The sequence below is a fragment of the Amycolatopsis orientalis DSM 43388 genome, from assembly GCF_000411975.1.
In the GTDB taxonomy this organism is placed as follows: Bacteria; Actinomycetota; Actinomycetes; order Mycobacteriales; family Pseudonocardiaceae; genus Amycolatopsis; species Amycolatopsis orientalis_D.
On the sequence record NZ_ASXG01000196.1, the window covers coordinates 103,758 to 123,472 of the forward strand.

15 protein-coding genes are annotated in these 19,715 nt (G+C 70.6%); 8 read left to right on the forward strand and 7 right to left on the reverse strand.

Annotated features, from left to right (window positions below; all coding sequences use genetic code 11):
• The first annotated feature begins 18 nt into the window (after positions 1 to 18).
• Positions 19 to 927: a LysR family transcriptional regulator gene (locus L942_RS40495; RefSeq protein ID WP_037370644.1), complete on the forward strand. Its 909-nt coding sequence runs from the start codon at positions 19 to 21 to the stop codon at positions 925 to 927.
• A gap of 142 nt (positions 928 to 1,069) precedes the next feature.
• Here the strand turns inward: L942_RS40495 and L942_RS43540 are convergent, their stop codons facing one another.
• Positions 1,070 to 2,299, reverse strand: coding sequence for an LppP/LprE family lipoprotein (locus L942_RS43540; RefSeq protein ID WP_158684610.1), 1,230 nt, complete (start codon positions 2,297 to 2,299; stop codon positions 1,070 to 1,072).
• 966 nt (positions 2,300 to 3,265) lie between these two features.
• On the opposite strand from L942_RS43540, the gene L942_RS40505 reads away from it, so the two are divergent.
• Positions 3,266 to 5,056, forward strand: a complete 1,791-nt coding sequence (locus tag L942_RS40505) for a dihydroxy-acid dehydratase domain-containing protein (RefSeq protein ID WP_235079652.1) — start codon at positions 3,266 to 3,268, stop codon at positions 5,054 to 5,056.
• A gap of 77 nt (positions 5,057 to 5,133) precedes the next feature.
• Here the strand turns inward: L942_RS40505 and tcuA are convergent, their stop codons facing one another.
• From tcuA to L942_RS40520, 3 genes are all read right to left on the reverse strand, one after another.
• The gene (gene tcuA / locus L942_RS40510; protein ID WP_037370646.1) at positions 5,134 to 6,612 is read right to left on the reverse strand and encodes an FAD-dependent tricarballylate dehydrogenase TcuA; all 1,479 of its coding nucleotides are present in this window, start codon (positions 6,610 to 6,612) and stop codon (positions 5,134 to 5,136) included.
• Positions 6,609 to 8,018: an MFS transporter gene (locus L942_RS40515; RefSeq protein WP_037370648.1), complete on the reverse strand. Its 1,410-nt coding sequence runs from the start codon at positions 8,016 to 8,018 to the stop codon at positions 6,609 to 6,611. Before L942_RS40515 ends, tcuA begins: the two co-directional genes overlap by 4 nt.
• A 64-nt stretch (positions 8,019 to 8,082) precedes the next feature.
• Positions 8,083 to 9,255 carry a PrpF domain-containing protein gene (locus tag L942_RS40520; RefSeq protein WP_063695850.1) on the reverse strand — a complete coding sequence of 391 codons (1,173 nt, stop codon included), beginning with the start codon at positions 9,253 to 9,255 and terminating at the stop codon, positions 8,083 to 8,085.
• A 107-nt stretch (positions 9,256 to 9,362) separates the two neighbouring features.
• Here L942_RS40520 and L942_RS40525 point away from each other — a divergent pair, with 107 nt between their 5' ends.
• The 3 genes from L942_RS40525 (at position 9,363) to L942_RS40535 (ending at position 11,552) form a co-directional block, all read left to right on the forward strand.
• A complete protein-coding gene (locus tag L942_RS40525; RefSeq protein WP_037370650.1) occupies positions 9,363 to 10,277 on the forward strand; it encodes a LysR family transcriptional regulator in 915 nt (304 codons plus the stop codon).
• 67 nt (positions 10,278 to 10,344) lie between these two features.
• Positions 10,345 to 11,277 carry a nucleoside hydrolase gene (locus tag L942_RS40530; protein ID WP_037370652.1) on the forward strand — a complete coding sequence of 311 codons (933 nt, stop codon included), beginning with the start codon at positions 10,345 to 10,347 and terminating at the stop codon, positions 11,275 to 11,277.
• Positions 11,278 to 11,288: 11 nt separating this feature from the next.
• Positions 11,289 to 11,552, forward strand: a complete 264-nt coding sequence (locus tag L942_RS40535; RefSeq protein ID WP_037370654.1) for a hypothetical protein — start codon at positions 11,289 to 11,291, stop codon at positions 11,550 to 11,552.
• A gap of 5 nt (positions 11,553 to 11,557) precedes the next feature.
• On the opposite strand, the gene L942_RS40540 is transcribed toward L942_RS40535, so the two are convergent.
• The gene (locus L942_RS40540) at positions 11,558 to 12,460 is read right to left on the reverse strand and encodes a LysR family transcriptional regulator (protein WP_037370890.1); all 903 of its coding nucleotides are present in this window, start codon (positions 12,458 to 12,460) and stop codon (positions 11,558 to 11,560) included.
• Positions 12,461 to 12,574: 114 nt separating this feature from the next.
• Between L942_RS40540 and L942_RS40545 the strand changes: the two genes are divergently transcribed.
• From L942_RS40545 to L942_RS40555, 3 genes are read left to right on the forward strand one after another with little or no spacing between them, the layout of a single operon-like run.
• Positions 12,575 to 13,342, forward strand: a complete 768-nt coding sequence (locus tag L942_RS40545; protein WP_037370655.1) for an enoyl-CoA hydratase/isomerase family protein — start codon at positions 12,575 to 12,577, stop codon at positions 13,340 to 13,342.
• 10 nt (positions 13,343 to 13,352) lie between these two features.
• A complete protein-coding gene (locus L942_RS40550) occupies positions 13,353 to 14,906 on the forward strand; it encodes an acyl-CoA synthetase (protein ID WP_037370656.1) in 1,554 nt (517 codons plus the stop codon).
• Positions 14,907 to 14,920: 14 nt separating this feature from the next.
• On the forward strand, positions 14,921 to 16,222 hold the full coding sequence (locus L942_RS40555; protein ID WP_051166578.1) for an MFS transporter: 1,302 nt from the start codon (positions 14,921 to 14,923) through the stop codon (positions 16,220 to 16,222).
• A 94-nt stretch (positions 16,223 to 16,316) separates the two neighbouring features.
• On the opposite strand, the gene L942_RS40560 is transcribed toward L942_RS40555, so the two are convergent.
• Positions 16,317 to 18,614, reverse strand: a complete 2,298-nt coding sequence (locus L942_RS40560; protein ID WP_037370657.1) for a beta-glucosidase family protein — start codon at positions 18,612 to 18,614, stop codon at positions 16,317 to 16,319.
• On the reverse strand, positions 18,611 to 19,654 hold the full coding sequence (locus L942_RS40565; protein ID WP_037370658.1) for a LacI family DNA-binding transcriptional regulator: 1,044 nt from the start codon (positions 19,652 to 19,654) through the stop codon (positions 18,611 to 18,613). Before L942_RS40565 ends, L942_RS40560 begins: the two co-directional genes overlap by 4 nt.
• Positions 19,655 to 19,715 lie beyond the last annotated feature (61 nt).

Here is a 19,715-nt window from a genome sequence, read left to right on the forward strand (position 1 = left end):
CCGTGAAGAATTGTCTAAATGATTGACCTGCGTCGCCTTCACGTGCTGCGAGCGGTGGACCATTACGGCACCGTGACCGCCGCGGCGCGGGCGCTGCACTTCACGCCGTCCGCGGCGTCCCAGCAGATCCGGCAGCTGGGCCGGGAACTCGGCGTGGCCCTCCTCGAACCGCAGGGCCGCCGGGTGCGGCTCACCCCTGCGGCGCAACGGCTTCTGGCACACGCGGACGACATCCAGGCGCGCTGGGAACTGGCCGAACTGGACCTGCGCGCCGACGGCGACGAGCCGGCCGGAGTGCTGCGCCTCGCCGGGTTTCCGGTCGCGGTGGGCGCTTTGCTCGCCCCGGCCGCCGCCGCGCTCGCCGCGCGCCATCCCCGGCTCGTCCCGAAGATCAGCGAGGCCGAGGCCGCCGAGTGCTTCGACCGGCTGTTCGACGGCGACGCCGACCTGGCCGTCGTGGAGGCCGCCCCGGACGAGCCGCCGCGCGACCGCGCCCGGTTCGACCAGCGGCCCCTGCTGGACGACCCGTTCGACCTGGTGGTCTCCGCCGGCCACCGGCTGGCCGGACGCGCTCGGGTCGAGCTCGCGGAGGCCGCCGGCGAGCCGTGGATCGTGCCGAGCGCTACGTGCACGTGCCGCACGCACGTCCTGTCCGCCTGCGGTGCGGCCGGATTCACCCCGGACGTCGCCCACGACGCGCTGAACTGGAACGCCACCTTCGCCTTGGTCTCCCACGGGCTCGGCGTCGCGCTCGTGCCGCGGACGGCGCAGGCGCCCGCTGACTCCGCCGTGGTCCGCCTGCCTTGTGCCGGCGAGCCGCGGCGGAAGATTCTCACCGTCACCCGGCCTGGCGGGCGCAGCAATCCCGCGGTCGCTGCCGCGCTCGACGAACTGGAGAGCCTCGTTCCCGCTCTGCTTGCCAGCTGAAGCATTCGGCCACGTCCGCTCCTGGGAAGACAGTCAGTGGAGGGCGCGAAATGGTACTGATCAGTGCCGGAACTGGAACGACTGGCGGACGCCCGCGGCGTCGAAAATCAACCGGGGCCAACGCCAGCGACCCGCCGGACGGTCAGCGTCGGCTCGGGCTGGCGTCGGGGTCGGCGGACGGTATCGGGTCGAGCGGAACGAGTCGGCTCCCCGTCCAGTGGTAGCGGACCGTCGCGGCGTTGGCAGTGGGGCAGCACAGCGGGTCTTCGACGTTGTACAGCTCGTAGGAGAGCGCGACAGTGGTGCCGGTGGACCACGCCTCTTGGATGCCGGCGCTGTCGATTGAGGTGTCGGTGCCGAGATATTTGCCGTCGTAGAAGAAGAACGCCCGGTTCGCGTAGCCGTCGCCCGACTCGGCGATGGTCGCGACGATGACCTGCAAACCGCTGACCGATTGCCACGACGTGCCCGGATGCGGGACGTATCCCTTTGCCCGGACGACGGCTTCGGCGCCTGCGAAGGTCCGGTCCGGAACAGGTGGTGGCGAGGAGTCCTCCGTGGCAGACGGTTTGCTGGGCTGCGGGGTGCTGGACTCCGGGGCGCTGGGGGAAGGGGACGGAAGGACGGGCTCCGGGGCCGAGGGCGCGGCCGGGGTCGGCGTCGGCGCGGCTGGCGCGCTGTCCGCCGCGGCGGGGTTGACCCGGTCGACGTCGGTGGCGGAGGTCAATCCCAGCGCGGCGACCACGATGGCGACCGTGCACGCGAGGCTGGAGAAGACGGTACGGCCGGAGCCGCGCGGCCGCCGGTCGGCAGGCTGCGGCACGATCGCGCCGACGAGCATGAAGAGCGCCCCTGCTACGCCGACCCAGGGGCCCAGCCCGAGGTGTACGAAATCGCCGGTGCCGGACAGACCGCTCAAGAGACTGAAGAGGAGCAGCCCACCGAGCACTCCGGATACGCCGAAAAGGACGAAACCAGTCGCTCGGGCCGCGACACCGTCTCGCAGGACGACCGCCGCGAGGACCGCGGCAACGCCGCAGACGACCAGCGCGACGGGAAGGAGGACGAGCGGCAGGATCCCGCCGTGTGCCAGCTGGGCGGCGTCGAACAGGCTCGCGTTCCCCAGCAGCGGCACCTGAACCCACGGCAGCACCGGCGACATCCCGACCAGCACGCCGCCCGCGGCCAGCCCGATCGCCGCGGCGAACCGTCGGCCCGCTTCGCCCGAGGTGCCGGTGGGAACCAATCGGGTCCCGCATCGCCAGCACTGCACAGCGCCGGCCTGGACGGGTTGTGCGCAGTACGGGCAAGGGAACGCGGCGCGTGGCGCGCCCGGCCACGGTGCGGGCCCGCCGGAAAGGGGTTCGGTCATGGCGTGGGCTCCTCGTTCGTACCAAGACAGACGATGGGATCCCGGATCGCGTTACTGAAACTTGAATTGTTTGCTGGTCGGCGGCAGGGGCCCAGCTTCGCCAGCGGCCGAAACCGTGCTGACGGACGAACGGATCAAGACTGGTCCGGGATCAGGGATACACCGGTCCGTAAACCCTGGGAAACGGGTGATCGACCGGTGTAGCAGCATTTCGCGGTAGCCAGCAGCGTGCTTCGGTTTCACCTCGGCCGGAAACTTGTCAATGGCTGGCGGATGCACGGTCGAAGCGTCGCCGGGTTGGCCGTGCGATGAAGAATCGCGCGACCGGCCTAGGAAGGCCAGCAAACAAATTGTCGACGATGATCGCAGCGGGAAGCGGGTCGCATATTCGACCACTCCCATTTTGTCGGGCAGTACTTCAGGGCAGCTATCGCGCGGCTTCGGTTTGGGATCTCGACTGCTTGCGCCGACCATCGATCGCCGAACGGTCGGGTCAGGAGAAGAGCCTGATGATCGCGCCGACGATGCCGACGAGCAACAACGCGATCACGCCGAAACCGAAGAGGATCAAGAGTTCCTGCCACCGGAGCACCGGCGATCGGGTGCGCGGGCGGGTCGAGCCGAAGGAAGTCGCCGTGTCGCCCCTAGGTTCGGCGCACCGTGCCGCGGCGGCACCATGGACACCGGCTTCCGGCTCGTACCCTCCTGGCCACCGAATGAATGATGCCAGTATGAGCGCGCGCCCATCACGGCGTTTCGGGCGTGACGCCAGTGCGCTCATCTAGTCGAAGTGCTGACGGAACGAGGTCGCGCCCGGCAACCGGGTGAACCTCGCCGGGGGATCGTCCTGCGTCCGCTGCGGAATCAAGAATCACCGGCACGGGGAGGTGCCGGTTCCGCTCACAAGCGCTCTGCCGACCCGTCCGAGCTGCGCGGCAGCCGGGATCTGCGACGATGGGGGCGATCGTGTCGACGACGGGAGCGCTGATGGACGAGTCGAGCCGCCACGAGGTGTGGCGCCCGGGTCAGGACTGCCAGGCGGTGGCCACGGCCCGGGCGCTGGGGCAGGACGTGGACAAGATCCACGGGGACGCCTGGGGCGTCGTGGGCACCTTGGGGGACAGCGTCTGCTACCTCGGCGTCACGGACAAGGTCACCGCGATCCACGAAGCCCTGGCGCGCCGGATCCGCGAGCGCGACCTGCCCGTCCGGCTGCTGGCGCCCAACTACTCCGGCGGGATCTCGGACGGCCAGCGCAACGGCACGCCGCAGATGCGGTACTCGCTGATCGGGCGCGAGACGACGAACGACGGGCTGTCGCTGCATTTCGAGGGCAGCGAGATCCAGGGCATCGTCGCGGTGGTGGCCTGCGACAAGCCTCCGGTCGGCGCCACGGCGGCGATCCTGGAGCGCGACGTGCCCGCGGTGGTGGTTTCCGACGGTTCGATCCGGCCGGGCACGGATCCCGAAACCGGGGAACGGATCGACCTGGTCAGCTGCTTCCAGGTCGCCGGGGACCCGGACGCGGCCAAACGCGAGCGGTGGGCGCGCAACGCGTGCCCCGGGCACGGCAGCTGCGGCGGGATCTTCACCTACAACACGATGCAGTCCTTCATCGCCGTGCTGGGGCTGGAGCCGCTGCACCTGGTTTCACCCGCGTCCGAGGATCCGCGCCGGGTCGAGGAATTCCCCGAGCAGATCGTGGACTGCCTGGAGATCATGACGCGGCGCGGGATCACGCCCCGCCGGCTGGCCACGCCGGCCGCGTTCCGCAACGCCGCGGTCGTGGCGATCGCGCTGGGCGGCTCGACGAACGTGGTCCTGCACGCGCCGGAAATCGCCCGCGCGGCCGGCCTCGACTTCTGGTCGCAGGTCATGACGCAACAGGAGTTCAACCAGCTCTCCCGGACCGTCCCGGTGCTCGTCGACGCCCGGCCGTTCGGGCAGTACAGCATGGTGGACATCGACGCCGCCGGCGGCCTGCAGGCGGTGGTCCGGGAACTGCTCCGGCACGACCTGCTCGACGGCTCCGCCCTGACCTGCACCGGCGAGACGCTCGCCGAACAGGTCGAACGGCTCGATCCGCCCGCCCCGGACAGCCAGGTCATCTTCCCGGTCACCGAACCGTTCAAGCCCACCGGCGGCCTGCGGCTGCTGTCGGGCAACCTCGCCCCCGACGGCGGCGCGGTGATCAAGCTGGCCGGCGTCGAGACCGGCGTGGTCGACGGCCGGTTCGAGGGACGGGCGCGCGTCTTCGACAGCGAACAGGCCCTGCTGCGCGCGCTCGTCGAGACCCCGGACGAGTTCGCGGACCGGGACATGGTCGTCATCCGCTACGAAGGCCCGCGGGGCGCTCCGGGCATGCCGGAAATGCTCGACCCGACCTCCCGCATCACCGCACTGTGCCGGAGGAAGGGCATCTCCGTCGCGCTGATGACCGACGCCCGGTTCTCCGGCGGATCGGTCGGGCTGGTCATCGGCCACGTCGGACCGGAAGCCGCTCTCGGCGGCCCCATCGCCCTCGTCGAGGACGGCGACACGATCACGGTCGACCTGAACACCGACAGCCTGGAGTGCGCCGAACTGGCCGACCCCGCCGTCCACCAAGCCCGGCTCGCGAAGTGGCAGCAGGCCGCCGACGCGAACGGCGGGGTCCATCCGCTGGTCCGCCCGGTGACGTCCCGGCTGCTCCGCCGCATGCGCGCACTCGCCGCTTCCGCGATCGAAGGCGGGGGGATGGCGGAGATCGCTCCCTGACCGGGGCCGGGGAACGACCCGGCGCGGGCTTGAGTCCTTTGTGGACGAACACTCGGCAGGGCGGTTCGCTCGCCGGTTCACGCCAGCGAACCCGCGCGGCGGCCGAACACCACCCCGGCCGCCAGCCCCGAACCGCCGGGGTAGTTGCCGGAGAAGAGGCCGCCGAGCATTTCGCCGCAGGCGTAGAGCCCGGGGATCCAGCGGTCGCGTTCGTCGAGGACCCTTCCGTGCGGGTCGCCTTTCAGCCCGCCGAAGGTGAAGGTGATGCCGCAGGTCACGGCATACGCGAAGAACGGCCCGGCGGTGAGCGGAGTCGCCCAGTTGCTCTTCGGCGGCATCGTGTCGGCTCGGCGGCCGTCTTTCACCGTGGGGTCGAACGGGATCGACACGTCGATCGATCGGTTGTAGTCGTTGACCGTCTTGGCCAGGCGTTCGGAGTCGACCCCGATCCGCTCGGCCAGTTCTTCGACGCTGTCGGCGCTCGTCACGGACACCCCGGGCATGTCGTATTCCTCGGAGCGCAGCATCGGGCGGAGACCGGCGTCGAAGAGCTGGTAGGCGACGGAGCCGGGTTGCTCGAGGATTTCCTTGCCGTACTTGGCATAGGTGTAGTTCCGGAAGTCCGCTCCTTCGTCCAGGAACCGCTCGCCGTCGCGGTTGACGAGGATGCCGAGCGGGTAGCTCTGCCGGGTCAGCCGGTTGGTCAGGGCCCGGTTGGATTCGTTGCCGGGCGCGAAGGCGTCCCACTGGGTGGAGTGGCACGAGTGCCAGTCCCCGCCCTTGGCCGCTCCGAGCGCGAGCGCGGCGGCGAGCATCCGGCCGGTGTTGAAGGGCGTGCCCCGCACCTTGGCGTTTTCCCAGCCCGGGCCGAGATGTGCTCGCCGCAGCTCCCGGTTCGCTTCGAAGCCGCCCGCGGCGAGGACGACGGACTCCGCTCGCAGTTCCTGGACGATCCCGTTGTCCTGCCGGACTTTCACTCCCGTCACGGAACCGTTCTCGGTCAGCAGATCGACCACATCCTGGCCGTAGCGGACTTCCGTGCCGAGCCGGTCGGCGACCCGGAGGTGGTCGTGCATGAGACCCTCTCCGCCGCCGACGTTCCCGACGTGCAGCCCGCCCCAGAACAGATAACTGCCGTCGGCGCGTTCGTAGGCCTGCCGCTCGTACATCAGCCGGTACTTCAGCCCGAGAGAGTGCAGCCAGCGCAAGCCGGGCCCGGCTTCGTTGACGAGTGCTTCGGTGAGACCGGGGTCGTTGCGGCCGTTCGTGACCTTCGCTAGGTCCTGGGCGTAATCGGCGGGCGAATACGGCGGCACGTGGGTGACGGCACGGCGCTCGTCCGGCTCGATGAAGTCGAGCAGATCCGGGAGACCGCGGTGGGCGATCCGGGTGGCGCCCGCGGTGTAGTAGCTGTTCCCGCCGAACTGCTCGCGAGGAGCCTTTTCGAGAAGCAGCACGCGGCGGCCCCGCACCGCGGCGGCGTGCGCGGCGGTGAATGCGGCGTTGCCGCCGCCGACGACGATGACGTCGGCGGCTTTTTCCGGAGAGGCGTTCACCGAACAATCCCTTCGACGTTGGTGTGCACCGGGCCTTCGGCGGCGGTTTCCGCTCGGGCCGCGGTGCCGGTTCGTGCGGACAGCGTTTCCAGCGGCCGTTTCCCGGTGCGCGGCCCGAAGAGCGCGATCGCCAGCGCGACGATCAGCCAGCAGGCCGCGATGTACACGAACACCGCTTGGTACCCGAGCCCGGCGAAGATCGACGCGACGAGCATCGGGCCGAAGATGTTGGCCAGCCGCCCGGTTCCGTACACCAGCCCGTGCCCGGCGTTGCGCAGCGCGGTCGGGAAAAGCTCGGGGCTGTAGGCGTAGAGCAGCGTGGCGAAGGTCTGGATCAGGAGGTTGACGCAGAACCCGAAGACGACGATGGCCACCGGATTGAAGGTCAGCCCGTAGGCCAGCCCGCTCGCCGCGGTGGCCAGTGCCACGACCACGAGCGGAAGCTTGCGTCCCAGCCGGTCGGTCACCGGCCAGGCGAGCAGCGCCCCGGGGATGGCGCCGATCGTGGTGAGGGCGGAGAAGCCGAGGGATTTGGCGACGCTGAAGCCGTGCTGTGTCAGGAGAGTCGGCACCCAGGCGACGAAACCGTAGAAGCCGAGGGTCTGGAAAATCCAGACGACCGCGAGGAACAGCGTGGTGCGGCCGTGCGGGCTGGTGAACAGCTGCCGGTAGCCGGTGGGCCGCGCCGGCGCGGTCGGCCCGGCGGGGACGTCGGCGATCGGGGGCAGCGGCCCGGCCTGCCGTTCCAGCTTCGCGAGGACGGCCTCGGCCGCGGGCAGGCGGTCCTGGTGGACGAGCCAGCGCGGGCTCTCCGGCAGGGCCGCGAGCGCCGGAAGAGCGAGCAGCGCCGCGGAGCCGAGCACGAAGACCAGCCGCCAGGCGCCGGATCCGAGCGGGACGATGCCGCGTGCCGAGAACGACATGAACGGGATGCCGGCGAGACCGACCGCCATGACCGCCGATTGCATCCGCCCGCGCCGCGCGGCGGGCATGACCTCGGAGATGTAGGTGGTCGCGGCGACCACCATCGCCGACAGGCCGACTCCGGTCAGGAAGCGGAAGACGACGAAGGCCGGCACGGTGGACCCGGCCGCGTTGACCAGCGAGAAGACCGAGAACAGCGAGGTCGAGCAGAGCAGCGCCCGTTTGCGGCCGACGAGGTCGGAAACCCGCCCGCCGAACGCCGCGCCGACCGCCATCCCCAGGAACGCGGCCGAGGTGACGACCGCGATGTCGGACACGGAGAATCCGAGGTGCTTCACCAGCGCCGGCGCGACGTAGGCGAAGGTGTTGAGGTCGCCGAATTCGAACAGGAACACGAAGGCCAAGGTGGCCAGGGCGAATTTGTGGGCTCTGGTGATCGGGAGACGGTCCAGGCGTGCGGCCGTCGTGAAGGGGGTGAGCACTTCTATCCTCCTTGATAGACGTGGCGTTCCGGGCCGGAGGAGCGGGCGGCCGCGGGCGCGCTGTTCAGCGTGACACCGCGAGTTCCGCGGCGACAGCGGGACGAATTTCCGGCCGGTGCCGCGGGCGGCCCAGCGGCAGGTGGACGACGGCGGTGGCGAGCCGGCGCGCCGCGCGGTGCAGGGAGACCGCCTCGACCGCTCCGGCGGGGGACCGGGTCCAGCTGACCTCGACCACCCCGGCGAGGGTTCCGATGCGCAGGGACTGCCGGTCGCCGCCGACCAGGGCGTGCACGACGCTTCCGCGCGTCGCGGCCGCGGTCGCGACAGCCACGGCTGAGGTCAGCCCGATCGCGGGGTGCGCGGCGTGCATGGAAAGCATGCGCACTGCCACGTCGTAGTCCTGCGCCCGGATCAGTTTTCCGTTGGCCGTCCGGTAATCCGCCGCGGGGCCGACCACTCCGGTCTTCGGCACCGCATTGGGCGCCGGGCGGCCGGGCGGCACCAACCCGTGCAGAACAGCGCCGGCCGCGCGGAAGGCGGTGAGCGTCGGCAGCCGTTCGGCGATCTCGTCGGCGGTTTCGGTCGCGGTCATCGCCAGGCCGTGCGCGTCGATCAGGATCGCGGGCGCACCAGCGTTCACGACGCTCGCTTCGGCGGTCGCTCCGCCAGCGCTGACCAGCTGGCGTGCGCGGCGAGTGGGGAAGGAGCGATCCAGATCGAACGGTCCGCCGAACGTCAGCTCCACCGGCACGCCGCCGGCTTCGACGCCCGGCACGACGGTGTCCCCGCTCCGCGGCACTCGGCCGCCCGGGGTGGCGACCGCGGTCTGCAGGACAGCGCCGGTGTTGAGGTTGCGCAGCCGCACGGCCGTCACCTCGCCGTCGACCGGGACGAGTCCTTCCTGCACCGCGTAAAGGCCGACCGCCGTGGCGCAGTTTCCGCAGTTGCTGCCCCACTCGACCACCCGCTCGGCGATGCCGACCTGGCCGAAGAGGTAGTCGACGTCGGCGTCCGGCGCCGTAGAACGCGAGACGACCGCTGCTTTCGACGTGGTCGACGTGGCTCCGCCGACGCCGTCGATCTGCCGGAGGTCGCCCGAGCCGAGCGCATTCGCGAGCACGACGTCGAGATCGAGCGGCACTGCCGCGACCGCGTCGGCGGCGAAGATCCAGCACTTGCTCGTGCCGCCCCGGACCCACGCGCCCGTCAGGTCGGCCGTGCCCGCTGTGGGATTCACCTCGAACTCCTTTGGTTGCTGGCTTCCCGGCAAGCGTGCGCGATCGCGTCGGTTCAAACCAGCTAAAGTTCCTCAAGGTGGCTTAAGCTGAGCTGTAAGCTGGCGGGATGCGGATGGACATCCGGCGGATGCTCGTGCTGGTCGAGGTCTCCCGCGCGGGCTCGCTGACCGCGGCGGCGGAGAACCTCAGCTACACGGTTTCCGCGGTCTCCCAGCAGATCGGCCAGCTGGAGGACGAGGCAGGCCAGCCGCTGATCGAGCGCCGGCCGCGCGGCGTGACGCTCACCGAGGCCGGCCGCGCCGTGGTGCGCCACGCCGAAAAGATCGAGCGGATCGTGTCCGCGGCGCACGAGGAACTGCGCGATCTCGCCGGCCTCAACACCGGAACGCTGCGGCTCGGCACGGTGCCGACGGTGACGGAGTCGTTCCTGCCGACGGCGATTTCCGCGTTCCGCGGGCAGCATCCGGGTGTCGACTTGCGGATCCACAGCGCCCAGCTGTCCGGTCTCGAACATCTCCTCGAATCGCGCGAGATCGAACTGGCCATCACCTGGGACCGCGAGCGGCCCGAAGACAGTCCGGAGAAAAGCCTTGCCAGCGAACTGATCTTCCGCGATCCGAGCGTGCTGCTGGTGCCCTCCAGCCACCATCTGGCCGCGCGGTCGTCGGTCCGCATGGAGGAGCTGCGGCACGAACCGTGGATCATCCGCACTTCGCCCAACGTCCTGGCGCTGCTCAACGCCGCCTGCGAAGCGGCGGGCTTCGAACCGATCGTCACCTTCGAAGCGCGCAGCTACCAGGAAGCGCAAGCGATGGTCGCCGTCGGCATGGGCATCGCCCTGGTGCCGAAGCTGTCGCTGTACAGCCTCCGCGACGACATCCGCGTTCTGTCCTCGGTGTCGCCCCGCCCGCCGAGCCGCCGCATCGTGCTCGCCCACCGTCGCGGGGAGCGGCTTTCCCCCGCCGGGGCGGCAATGCGGAAACTGCTGATCGAGACGGGGCGCAAGTGGGCGCCCGCGTAGGCGTCGACGCCGAGGATGATGCCGTTACTGCGTTCGTGCGGAAGCGATGCGGAATCAGGAGGCACCGATGCCCGTCCCGGTCATCATCGACTGCGACCCCGGCCACGACGACGTCTTCGCCCTCTGGCTCGCCGCCGGGAACCCGGCGATCGATCTCCTCGGCGTCACGACGGTCGGCGGGAACGGCCGGCTGGAGCACACGACGCACAACGCCCGCGTCGCGCTCACCGTCGCCGGCGTCGAAGGAGTGCCGGTCGCCGCCGGGGCGGACAAGCCGCTGCGGCGGGAACTCACGCCAGCGACCTGGATCCACGGCGAAAACGCCCTTGGCGGTCCGGTGCTGCCCGCGCCGACCGTTCCGCTGGACTCGCGAAGCCCGCTCGAGCTGATCACCGACCTGCTCGAAGAAGCGGCGGAGCCGGTCACGCTGATCCCGACCGGACCGCTCACCAATATCGCGATGCTGCTGGAACAGCGGCCCGCCCTCCGGGAAAAGATCAAGGAAATCATCTGGATGGGAGGCTCGACCGGCCGCGGGAATGTCGGCGCCTATGCGGAATTCAACGCCTGGTCCGACCCGGAAGCGGCCGCCCTCGTCGTGAAAGCGGGCCTGCCGTTCACGATGGTGGGGCTGAACATTTCGCACCAGGCACTGGTCACCGAAGAAGTGCTCGGATCGATCGAAGCGATCGGAAACGAGACGAGCGCGTTCGGGGTCGAATTGCTCCGGTTTTTCTGCAGCACCTACGCCGCGGCCGAAGGCATGCCGGAAGCGCCGCTGCACGATCCCATCACGGTGGCGATCGCGATCGACCGGAGCGTCGCGACCGTCCAGCACAGCCGCCTCGACGTCGAAACGAAGGGCGAATTCACGTCCGGCGCCACTGCGGTGGATCTGCACGGCATGCTCGGCAAGGAACCGAACGCGGATATCGCGATCACGTTGGACGTACCTAAGTTCTGGCACCTGATCCGCGATGCTGTCGCGAACCTGAAGTAGTGCCAGGTCCGGTGTATGAGGAGAGCGCGCTCCTCCGGCAGGGATTTTTCAGCGCCCTGCTGATCAGTACGGCCTTGACCGCGCTCGCGGTGCTGGGGCTGTTCGCCCGGCCGCATTGGTTGTGGGCAGCGCCGATCGTCTGCTCGGTGCTCAGCTTGATTTTCGCGCTGCGGCTCCGGCGCGCCAGGACCCGCGGCGCGGTCGCCATCCTGAGCGGGACCATTCTGGCCCTCGTCGTCGCAGCCGGGTGCCTCGCCGCGCGGGCCGCGATGTAGCCCGATCAGTCCACAATAGACAGAGAGTGCCCAGCGGCCAGCAGCGCTTCCTCGGCCACCGCGGCGAATCCGGCGATGACCTCGTTCGCTCGCGTCGGCACCCATACGACCGAGCTGGACCAGCGCAGCCGGTCCTCGTCGAGGGGGCGCCAGGCCAGCCCGGCGGGCAGCGCATGTTCTTCGTTGAAGTGGACGCCCATCCCGGCGAGCACGAGGCCGTGGGTGAAGTTCGGGTTGCGCGCGTGCCGGATCGCGCCGGGAAGGAAGCCGTTGTCGCGGCAGATCGCGAGAATGTGATCGTAGAGCCGCGGCGCCATTTCGCGCCGGAAGATGACGAGCGGGACGCCGTGAAGATCGCGCAACCGCACCACGTCCGAGCCGGCGAGCCGGTGTCCGGCCGGCAGCACCACTCCGAGCCGCCGCGACAGCACGGGGCCTGATTCCAGCCCGACGGTGTCGGACGGATGCCGCACGATCCCGACGTCGAGCGTGCCCTCCCGCAGGTGCGCGATCTGCTCGTCGGTACTGACTTCGTGCAGTTCCAGCAGCACGTCCGGAGCCTGTTCGGCGAAGCGGGCGGCGATCGCGCGCAGGACCTCCGGCGCGGTGTCCGGCGGGATTCCCGCGCGCAGCGTGCCCGCGGTGCCGGGGAGGATCCGGCGCATCGCCTCGCGCGCCCGGTCGACGCCGTCGAGCACCGGGCGCGTGTGTTCGAGCAGCAGCGCGCCCGCTTCGGTGAGCCGCACTCCGCCGCGCCCGCGGTGGAACAGTTCGACGCCCAGCTCCCGCTCCAGATCGCGGATGCGTTGGGACAGCGGCGGTTGCGCCATGTGCAGCCTGGCGGCGGCCCGGCCGAAGTGGAGTTCCTCGCTCAGGACGACGAAGTACCGCAGATGCCGCAGCTCCATCCGCGGCACCATATCAACCCGATATCACGGGAGGTCGTACTTGGTGTTGGCCAGCGCGGTCCGCGGCCTGGTCTTCTTGTCCGCGACGGGGCGACGAACGGAGGCACGCCGGACATGACCGAAACCGTATTGCTCGAGCGCAGGGACGAGATCGCGGTCCTGACGCTGAACCGGCCGGAGAAACTCAACGCGTGGACCCACGCGATGCGGGAGCGGCTCATCGAGCTGCTGCGCGAGGCGGACCGGGACCCGGACTGCCGCGGGGTGGTGCTGACCGGGGCCGGACGGGCGTTCTGCGCGGGGCAGGACCTGGAGGAGACCGCCGCGATCGACCCCGGCGACCACGCCGCCGCGGAGGCCTGGATCGACGACTTCGACCGGTTGTTCCGCACTGTGCGGGAGCTGCGGAAGCCGACCGTCGCCGCGGTCAACGGGGTCGTGGCCGGGTCCGGGTTCCAGTACGCGCTGCTCGCCGACCTGCGCATCGGGCACCCCGGGGTCACCATGGGGCAGCCCGAGGTCGCGTCCGGGATCCCCAGCATCACCGGGATCTGGGCGATGTGGGGGATCCTGGGCCGGGCGAAGACGACTGAACTCGTTCTGACCGCCCGGCTCGTCGACGCGGAAGAGGCGCAGCGCCTCGGCCTGCTGACCCGGCTGGTCCCCGAGGACCAGGTCCTCGACGCGGCGGTCGCCCAGGCGCGCGCGATCGCCGAGCTGCCGCCGGGCGCGGTCGCTCTGACGAAGGCGCGGCTTCGCGAGCTGGACGACGACGCGCTGGCGGAGGCGGTGGTCGCGGCGAAGAAGATCCACGCGGACGCCTACGCGACGGGGGAGCCGCAGCGCGAGATGGCGCGGTTCCTGTCCGGCAAGCGACGCTGAAGGAGGCGGGATGAGCTACGAGGAGCTGCTCGACGGGCACCGCTGGGAAGTCCCAGACCGCTACAACATGGCCGCGGACGTGGCCGACCGGCACGATCGCGGCTCCGTGGCGCTGATTTTCGAAGACCACGCCGGCACGCACCGCGAGGTGGCGTGGGGCGAGGTGCAGGACCGTTCGCGCCGGATCGCCGCGCACCTGCGGAATCTCGGAGTCCGCCCCGGCGACCGGGTCGCGGTCCTGCTCCCGCAGCGTCCGGACACCCCGGCCGCCTACCTGGGCGTGCTGCGCACCGGCGCGATCCTGGTGACCATGTCCCTGCTGTGGGCGGACGAGCCGATCCGCTACCGGCTGGCCGATTCGGGCTCGGCCGTGCTGATCGCCGAGCGCTCCGCGCTGAGCCGGGCGGGCGAGTTCGCCGGGCAGGTCGTGGACGTCGACGATCCGGCGATCGACGCGCTGCCGCCGGTCTTCGCCACGGCGGACACGGCGGCCGACGACCCGGCGCTGATCTTCTACACCTCGGGCACCACCGGACAGGCCAAGGGGATCGTGCACGCGCACCGGACCTTGCTGGGGCACAACGAGTTCCGGTACTGCCACGACCTGCGTGCCGGCGACGTCTTCTACGGGGCGGGCGATTGGGCGTGGTCGATGGCGAAACTGCTCGGCCCGCTGCGGGCGGGGGCGACGCATCTGGTCTACCGTCCGGCGAGCGGGTTCGACGCCGCCGGCCTGCTGGACGCCATGTCCCGCAACGGGGTCACGACGGCGCTGGTGAATCCCACGCTGCTGCGCAAGATGGCCGCCGACGTGCCGGACGCGGGCCTGCGCTACCCGCAGAAGCTGCGGGTGGTGTGCTCGTCGAACGAACCGCTGACGGCGGATCTCCTCGCGTGGTTCGCCGAGCAGTTCGGCGTTCCGCTGCTGGACTACTACGGCTCGACCGAGTCGTATCCGCTGGTGGGCAATTTCCCCGGGGTGGCGGTGAAACCGGGTTCGATGGGCCGTCCGCTGCCGGGCTGGGACGTCGCCGTGCTCGACGCGGACGAACAGCCGGTGCCCGCGGGCGAGGCCGGCGAGATCTGCCTGCGCGCGCGGTCGAACCCGCAGTATCCGCTGGGGTACTGGAACCGGCCGGAGGACTCCGCGGCGGTGTTCGGCGGCCGCTGGTACCACACCAGCGACCAGGCGTTCGTCGACGAGGACGGCTATTTCTGGTTCCTCGGCCGCACCGACGACGTGATCAAGACGTCCGGCTACCGGGTCAGCCCGTTCGAGGTGGAGCACGCGTTGCGGGCGCATCCGGCGGTGGCCGACGCCGGGGTGGTCGGCGTGCCGGACCCGGTGCGCGGCCAGGCCGTCAAGGCGTGGGTGCAGACCGCGCCCGGGCACGAGCCCGGCGACGCGCTCGCCGACGAACTCCGCGCCTTCGCCAAGGAACGCTATTCGCGGTTCGCCTACCCTCGCCACATCGAGTTCGTGGACGCGCTGCCCCGCTCCGCCACCGGCAAGATCCGCCGGGCCGACCTCCGGGGGCGCGACCGCGCTCCCGGCGCGCACTGAGTAAGGAGACGGCCATGACCGTCCGGACGGAACTGCCCGCGGCCGCTCGCGCCGGCAGGCGGAAGATCGTGCTCGCGTCGGCCATCGGCAATTTCACTGAATGGTTCGATTCCGCGGCCTACGCGACGATGTCGTCGACCATCGCCGCGGAGTTCTTCCCCCGGCACGACCAGACCGCGGCACTGCTGGCGACGTGGGCGATCTTCGCGGGCGGATTCGTGGCGCGCCCGCTCGGCGCGGCGTTTTTCGGGCACTACGGGGACCGGATCGGCCGCAATCGGATGCTCGCGCTGAGCGTGCTGGTGATGAGCGGTGCCACGTTCCTGATGGGCGTGCTGCCGACGTACTCCGCGATCGGGGTGGCCGCGCCGATTCTGCTGTTCGCGTTGCGGACGGCGCAGGGATTCTCCACCGGCGGCGAGTACACCGGCGCGTCGGCGTTCATCATGGAGCACGCTCCGGACGGCCGGCGCGCCCGGTTCGCCAGCGCGGTGCCCGCGACCGTCGGCCTGGCCAGCGTCGCCGGATCGGCCGTCGGCGTGCTGCTGACCTCGACGCTTTCGGCGGGCGCACTGCACACGTGGGGCTGGCGAGTGCCGTTTCTGCTGGCCGGCCCGCTCGGCTTGATCGGGCTGTACCTGCGACGGAGAGTCGAGGACAGCCCCGTGTTCCGGGCGCTGGTGCGGGAGGAATCCGTGCCGCGCAAGCCCGTGCGCGACGCGGTCCGGTCGCACAAGCGGCAGATCTGTACGCTCTTCGGTTACAGCATCACGAACGCGATCGCGTACTACCTGATGAGCAGCTACCTGATCAGCTACATGGCCGACGAATTGCGCTACTCGCGCACTCAGGCGCTGATCGCCAGCGTGGTGTCGATGCTGTGCTACAGCCTCGCCTGCCCGCTCATGGCGTCGGCGAGCGACCGGTTCGGACGCAAACGGATGCTGCTGGCGGCGTGCGTCGGGTTCGTGGTCTGCACCCTTCCCGCGTTCGTGCTGATGCGCACCGGATTCGCCGGAGCACTCGCGGGAACGGTGGTGCTGGCGGTGCTGGTCGCGGTGATCGGCACGTCGAACGTGCCGGCGATGGTGGAGATGTTCCCGGGCCCGGTCCGCGCGAGCGGCTCGACGATCGGCTACACGGCGGCGTACGTGCTCTTCGGCGGGACAGCCCCGTTCGCGGCCACCTGGCTGGTCTCGCTCACCGGCAGCTCGCTGGCACCGGGCTGCTATCTGATGGCGATCGCGGTGGTTTCCGCGCTGGTGGTCAGGTTCTCGTTCCAGGAGACGAAAAACCTGGACCTGGCGAGGAAGTAGGGCGGCATCGGCCACGGGCGGCCTGCGGTTGACGGCGGAGCATTGAACGGCCCGGCAGCCATCGTCCCCGCTGTTCCCCGGTGCGGCTTGCGGCTCACTCGAGCGGAACGATCGACACCGGAGTGTCCAGCACCCGGTCGTGGCCGGCTTCGCGGATCGGGCCGGTCAGCTCGAACGACCCCGTGCAGGGCAGGTCGGACGCGGACGGTCCAATGAGGACCTCGATCGTTCCGGGTTCGACGATCCGGCGCAGGTCGAGTCCGGTGAAGCTGGTGCGGTCGGCGTGCAGCGCGAACGTGATCCGGGCGGCGCGGCCGGGTTCGAGCGGCACTCGGGCGAAGCCGGCCAGCTGCTGGACCGGGCGGGTGACCTGGGCTTGCACGTCGTTCAGGTACAGCTGCACGATTTCGTCCGCCGCGCGTTCGCCGGTGTTGCGGACGGTGACCGAAATGGACAGTGCGCCGTCGGTGGGGATCTCGGGCGCGCTCAGCCGCAGGTCCGAGTACGCGAACGTGGTGTAGGAAAGGCCGTGGCCGAACGGGAACAGCGGGGTCGGGTCGAGGTTGCTGATGCCTTCGCTGTCGCGGCCAAGCGGCGGGGCCAGGTAGGTCCCGGGCGAGCCGCCGGGTGTGCGCGGGATCTGCACTGGCAGTTTTCCGGACGGGACGGTCCGGCCGGACAGGATCCCGGCGATGGCGCAGCCCCCTTCCTCGCCCGGCAGGAAGGCCTGGACCAGAGCGGCGGCGCGGCCGGCGTGGCGGCCGAGAGCGTACGGACGGCCCGACACCACCACGACCACGACCGGGATGCCGGTCGCCAGGAGGGCGTCGAGGAGTTCGTCTTGGACGCCGGGGAGACTCAGGTCGGGCGCGTCGCAGCCTTCGCCGGAGGTCCCGCTGCCGAACATGCCCGCGCGGTCGCCGACGACGGCGACGCACACGTCGGCGGCTTCCGCGGCGGCCGCGGCGGAAGCGATGCCGGACCGGTCCTCGTCGAGGATCGGACAGCCTTCGTGCAGCGAGATCTCGGCTGTCGGCAGTTCCAGCCGCAGTGCCTCGGTCAGGGACGGAACGCTTACGCCGAGGCCGAATTCGGGGTGGCGCGGCAGGACGTGGTTGGGATAGGAGTAGCAGCCGAGGAAGACCCGCGGATCGTCGGCGCAGGGCCCGACGACGGCGATTTTGCCGGCGGACAGCGGAAGCGTGCCGTCGTTGGCGAGCAGCACGACGGACTTCTCGGCGATTTCCCGGGCGAGGGCCCGGTTGCCCGGCGAATCCAGGTCGACCGGCGCGGCCCGCGGCGCCCAGTCCGCGTCGAGCAGGCCCAGTTCGGCCTTCTGCCGCAGGAGGCGGCGTGCGGACCGGTCGACGAGCTCCTCGGGGACCTCCCCGGAACGAACCAGTTCGGTCAGTTCCTTGCTGTAGCACAGGGTGTCCGGCAGTTCGACGTCGATCCCGGCGGCCAGCGCGAGCGCGCCCGCCTCGCCCGCGCTGGCGGCCACGCGGTGCATGCTCTTGAGGAACGAGACGGCCCAGTAGTCGGAGACCACGACTCCGTCGAAATCCCATTCGTCGCGCAGAATCCCGGTGAGCAGTGCCTTGCTGGCGGCGGCGGGCACCCCGTCTAGATCGGTGTAGGAGTTCATCACTGACCGGGCCCCGCCGTCGCGCACCGCCATCTCGAACGGCGGCAGGATGACGTCGCGCAACTCGCGCGGCCCGATCGAGACCGGCGCGTGGTTGCGGGCCGCCCGGGACGCGGAATAGCCGGCGAAATGCTTCAGGGTCGCGATGATCCCGGTCTTCTCCAGACCGCGGACGTACGCGGTGCCTAGCATGCCGACGAGGTACGGATCCTCGCCGAGGGTTTCTTCGGTGCGGCCCCAGCGGTAATCGCGGACGACGTCGAGCACGGGCGAAAGCCCTTGGTGCACGCCGACCGTGCGCAGGTCTTCCCCGATGACGGCGGCCATTCGCTCGACCAGATCGGGATCGAAGGTCGCCGCCCAGGCCAGCGCGGTCGGGTAGACCGTGGCGCCGAGGGTGGTGAAGCCGGTGAGGCACTCCTCGTGCACGATCGCCGGGATGCCGAGCCGGGTTTCGGAGACGATGTCGCTTTGCAGCGCGGTGACCTGGGCGACGCCCTCGGCCGCGCTCACCGGAGCGGTGCCGAACGGGCGGGTGAGGTGCCCGATCCCGTTCGCGCGGGCCTGGTCGAACGGGACCTCGCCGCGGGCGAAAACGTCCTGCATGGGCGCGACGTTCCCGCTGATCTCGTGATTGCCGGGCCACGCGCTGCCCAGCTGGGCGACCTTCTCTTCGAGAGTCATCTCGGCCAGCAGCGCGTCCGCGCGTTCGGCGGGGGAGAGGCTCCGGTCGTGCCAGCGGGTCATCGTGCTCCTCGGTCGGCGGCGGGGGCGGTCGACTCGCGCACGACGAGGTGGGTCGCGAGTTCGACGTGGTGGGAATCGAGCGTCTGCCCGGAAATCAGCTTGAGCAGGGTGCGCAGCGCGACGCGGCCCATGTCGTGCAGCGGCTGCCGGATCACGGTCAGCGGCGGGGTGGCGAGGCCGGCGAGCATGGTGTCGTCGAAACCGACGACGCTCAGCTCCTGCGGCACCCGCAATCCCCGCTGCCGGGCGGCTTCCAGCACGCCGAGCGCGGTGGCGTCGCTGGCGGCGAACACCGCGGTCGGCGGATTTTCCATGGCCAGCAAGCGGTTTCCGATCTCCAGCCCGGCCGGATGGCCGAAGTCGCCGTGGTGCACCAGTTCCGGGTCGAACGCGACGCCCGCGTTCTCGAGCGCGGCGCGGTACCCGTGCAGCCGGGCCTGGCTGCACGAGGCCCCGACCGGCCCGCCGGCGAAGGCGATGCGCCGGTGCCCGAGGCCGAGCAGGTGCTCGGCGGCGGCGATCCCGCCGGACCAGTTCGTCGCGCCGACGCTGGCGACCTCGGCCCTCGGCAGGTTGATCGGATCGATGACCACCAGCGGCAGCCCGGCGCGTTCGAAGCTTTCGACCTGGGCGAGCGAGAGTTCGGACGTCACGACGATCAGCCCGGCCCGGCCGTCGCTCTTGAGCCGGTGCGTCCACTGGTCTTCGGGGCTGAGCGGGCCGCCGGAGGCCGCTTCGGGCATCCGGCTCACCACGACGTCGGTGCCGAGTTCGGCGCCGGCGGTGGTGACGCCGCGCAGCACCTCGAGCGCATACGGGCTGACCAGGTCGTCGAACACGACGTCGACGATCCGGGTGGCGGGCGCGTTCCGGTTCCCGGTCCGCGGCACGTACCCGGCGTCCCGCAGCGCCTGTTCCACTCGGGTGCGGGTGCGCGCGGCCACGTCGGACCGCCCGTTGAGCACCTTCGAGACAGTCGGCAGCGAGACGCCGGCGGCTTCGGCGACCGCCGCGAGCGTCGCGCCGTTGCGGGGCGGCATCGGCTCTCCTTTGCGAAATGTTTCGAACAGCAGTTTTCCGGTGTTTGCAGGCAATTTAGCA

Coding starts and splice junctions, on each gene's coding strand:
- L942_RS40495 (WP_037370644.1), top strand. CDS start 19: ATGATTGACCTGCGTCGCCTTCACGTGCTGCGAGCGGTGGACCATTAC.
- L942_RS40545 (WP_037370655.1), top strand. CDS start 12,575: ATGACCGAAACCGTATTGCTCGAGCGCAGGGACGAGATCGCGGTCCTG.
- L942_RS40540 (WP_037370890.1), bottom strand. CDS start 12,460: ATGGAGCTGCGGCATCTGCGGTACTTCGTCGTCCTGAGCGAGGAACTC.
- L942_RS40525 (WP_037370650.1), top strand. CDS start 9,363: ATGCGGATGGACATCCGGCGGATGCTCGTGCTGGTCGAGGTCTCCCGC.
- L942_RS40560 (WP_037370657.1), bottom strand. CDS start 18,614: ATGACCCGCTGGCACGACCGGAGCCTCTCCCCCGCCGAACGCGCGGAC.
- L942_RS40555 (WP_051166578.1), top strand. CDS start 14,921: ATGACCGTCCGGACGGAACTGCCCGCGGCCGCTCGCGCCGGCAGGCGG.
- L942_RS40565 (WP_037370658.1), bottom strand. CDS start 19,654: ATGCCGCCCCGCAACGGCGCGACGCTCGCGGCGGTCGCCGAAGCCGCC.
- L942_RS43540 (WP_158684610.1), bottom strand. CDS start 2,299: ATGACCGAACCCCTTTCCGGCGGGCCCGCACCGTGGCCGGGCGCGCCA.
- L942_RS40550 (WP_037370656.1), top strand. CDS start 13,353: ATGAGCTACGAGGAGCTGCTCGACGGGCACCGCTGGGAAGTCCCAGAC.
- L942_RS40530 (WP_037370652.1), top strand. CDS start 10,345: ATGCCCGTCCCGGTCATCATCGACTGCGACCCCGGCCACGACGACGTC.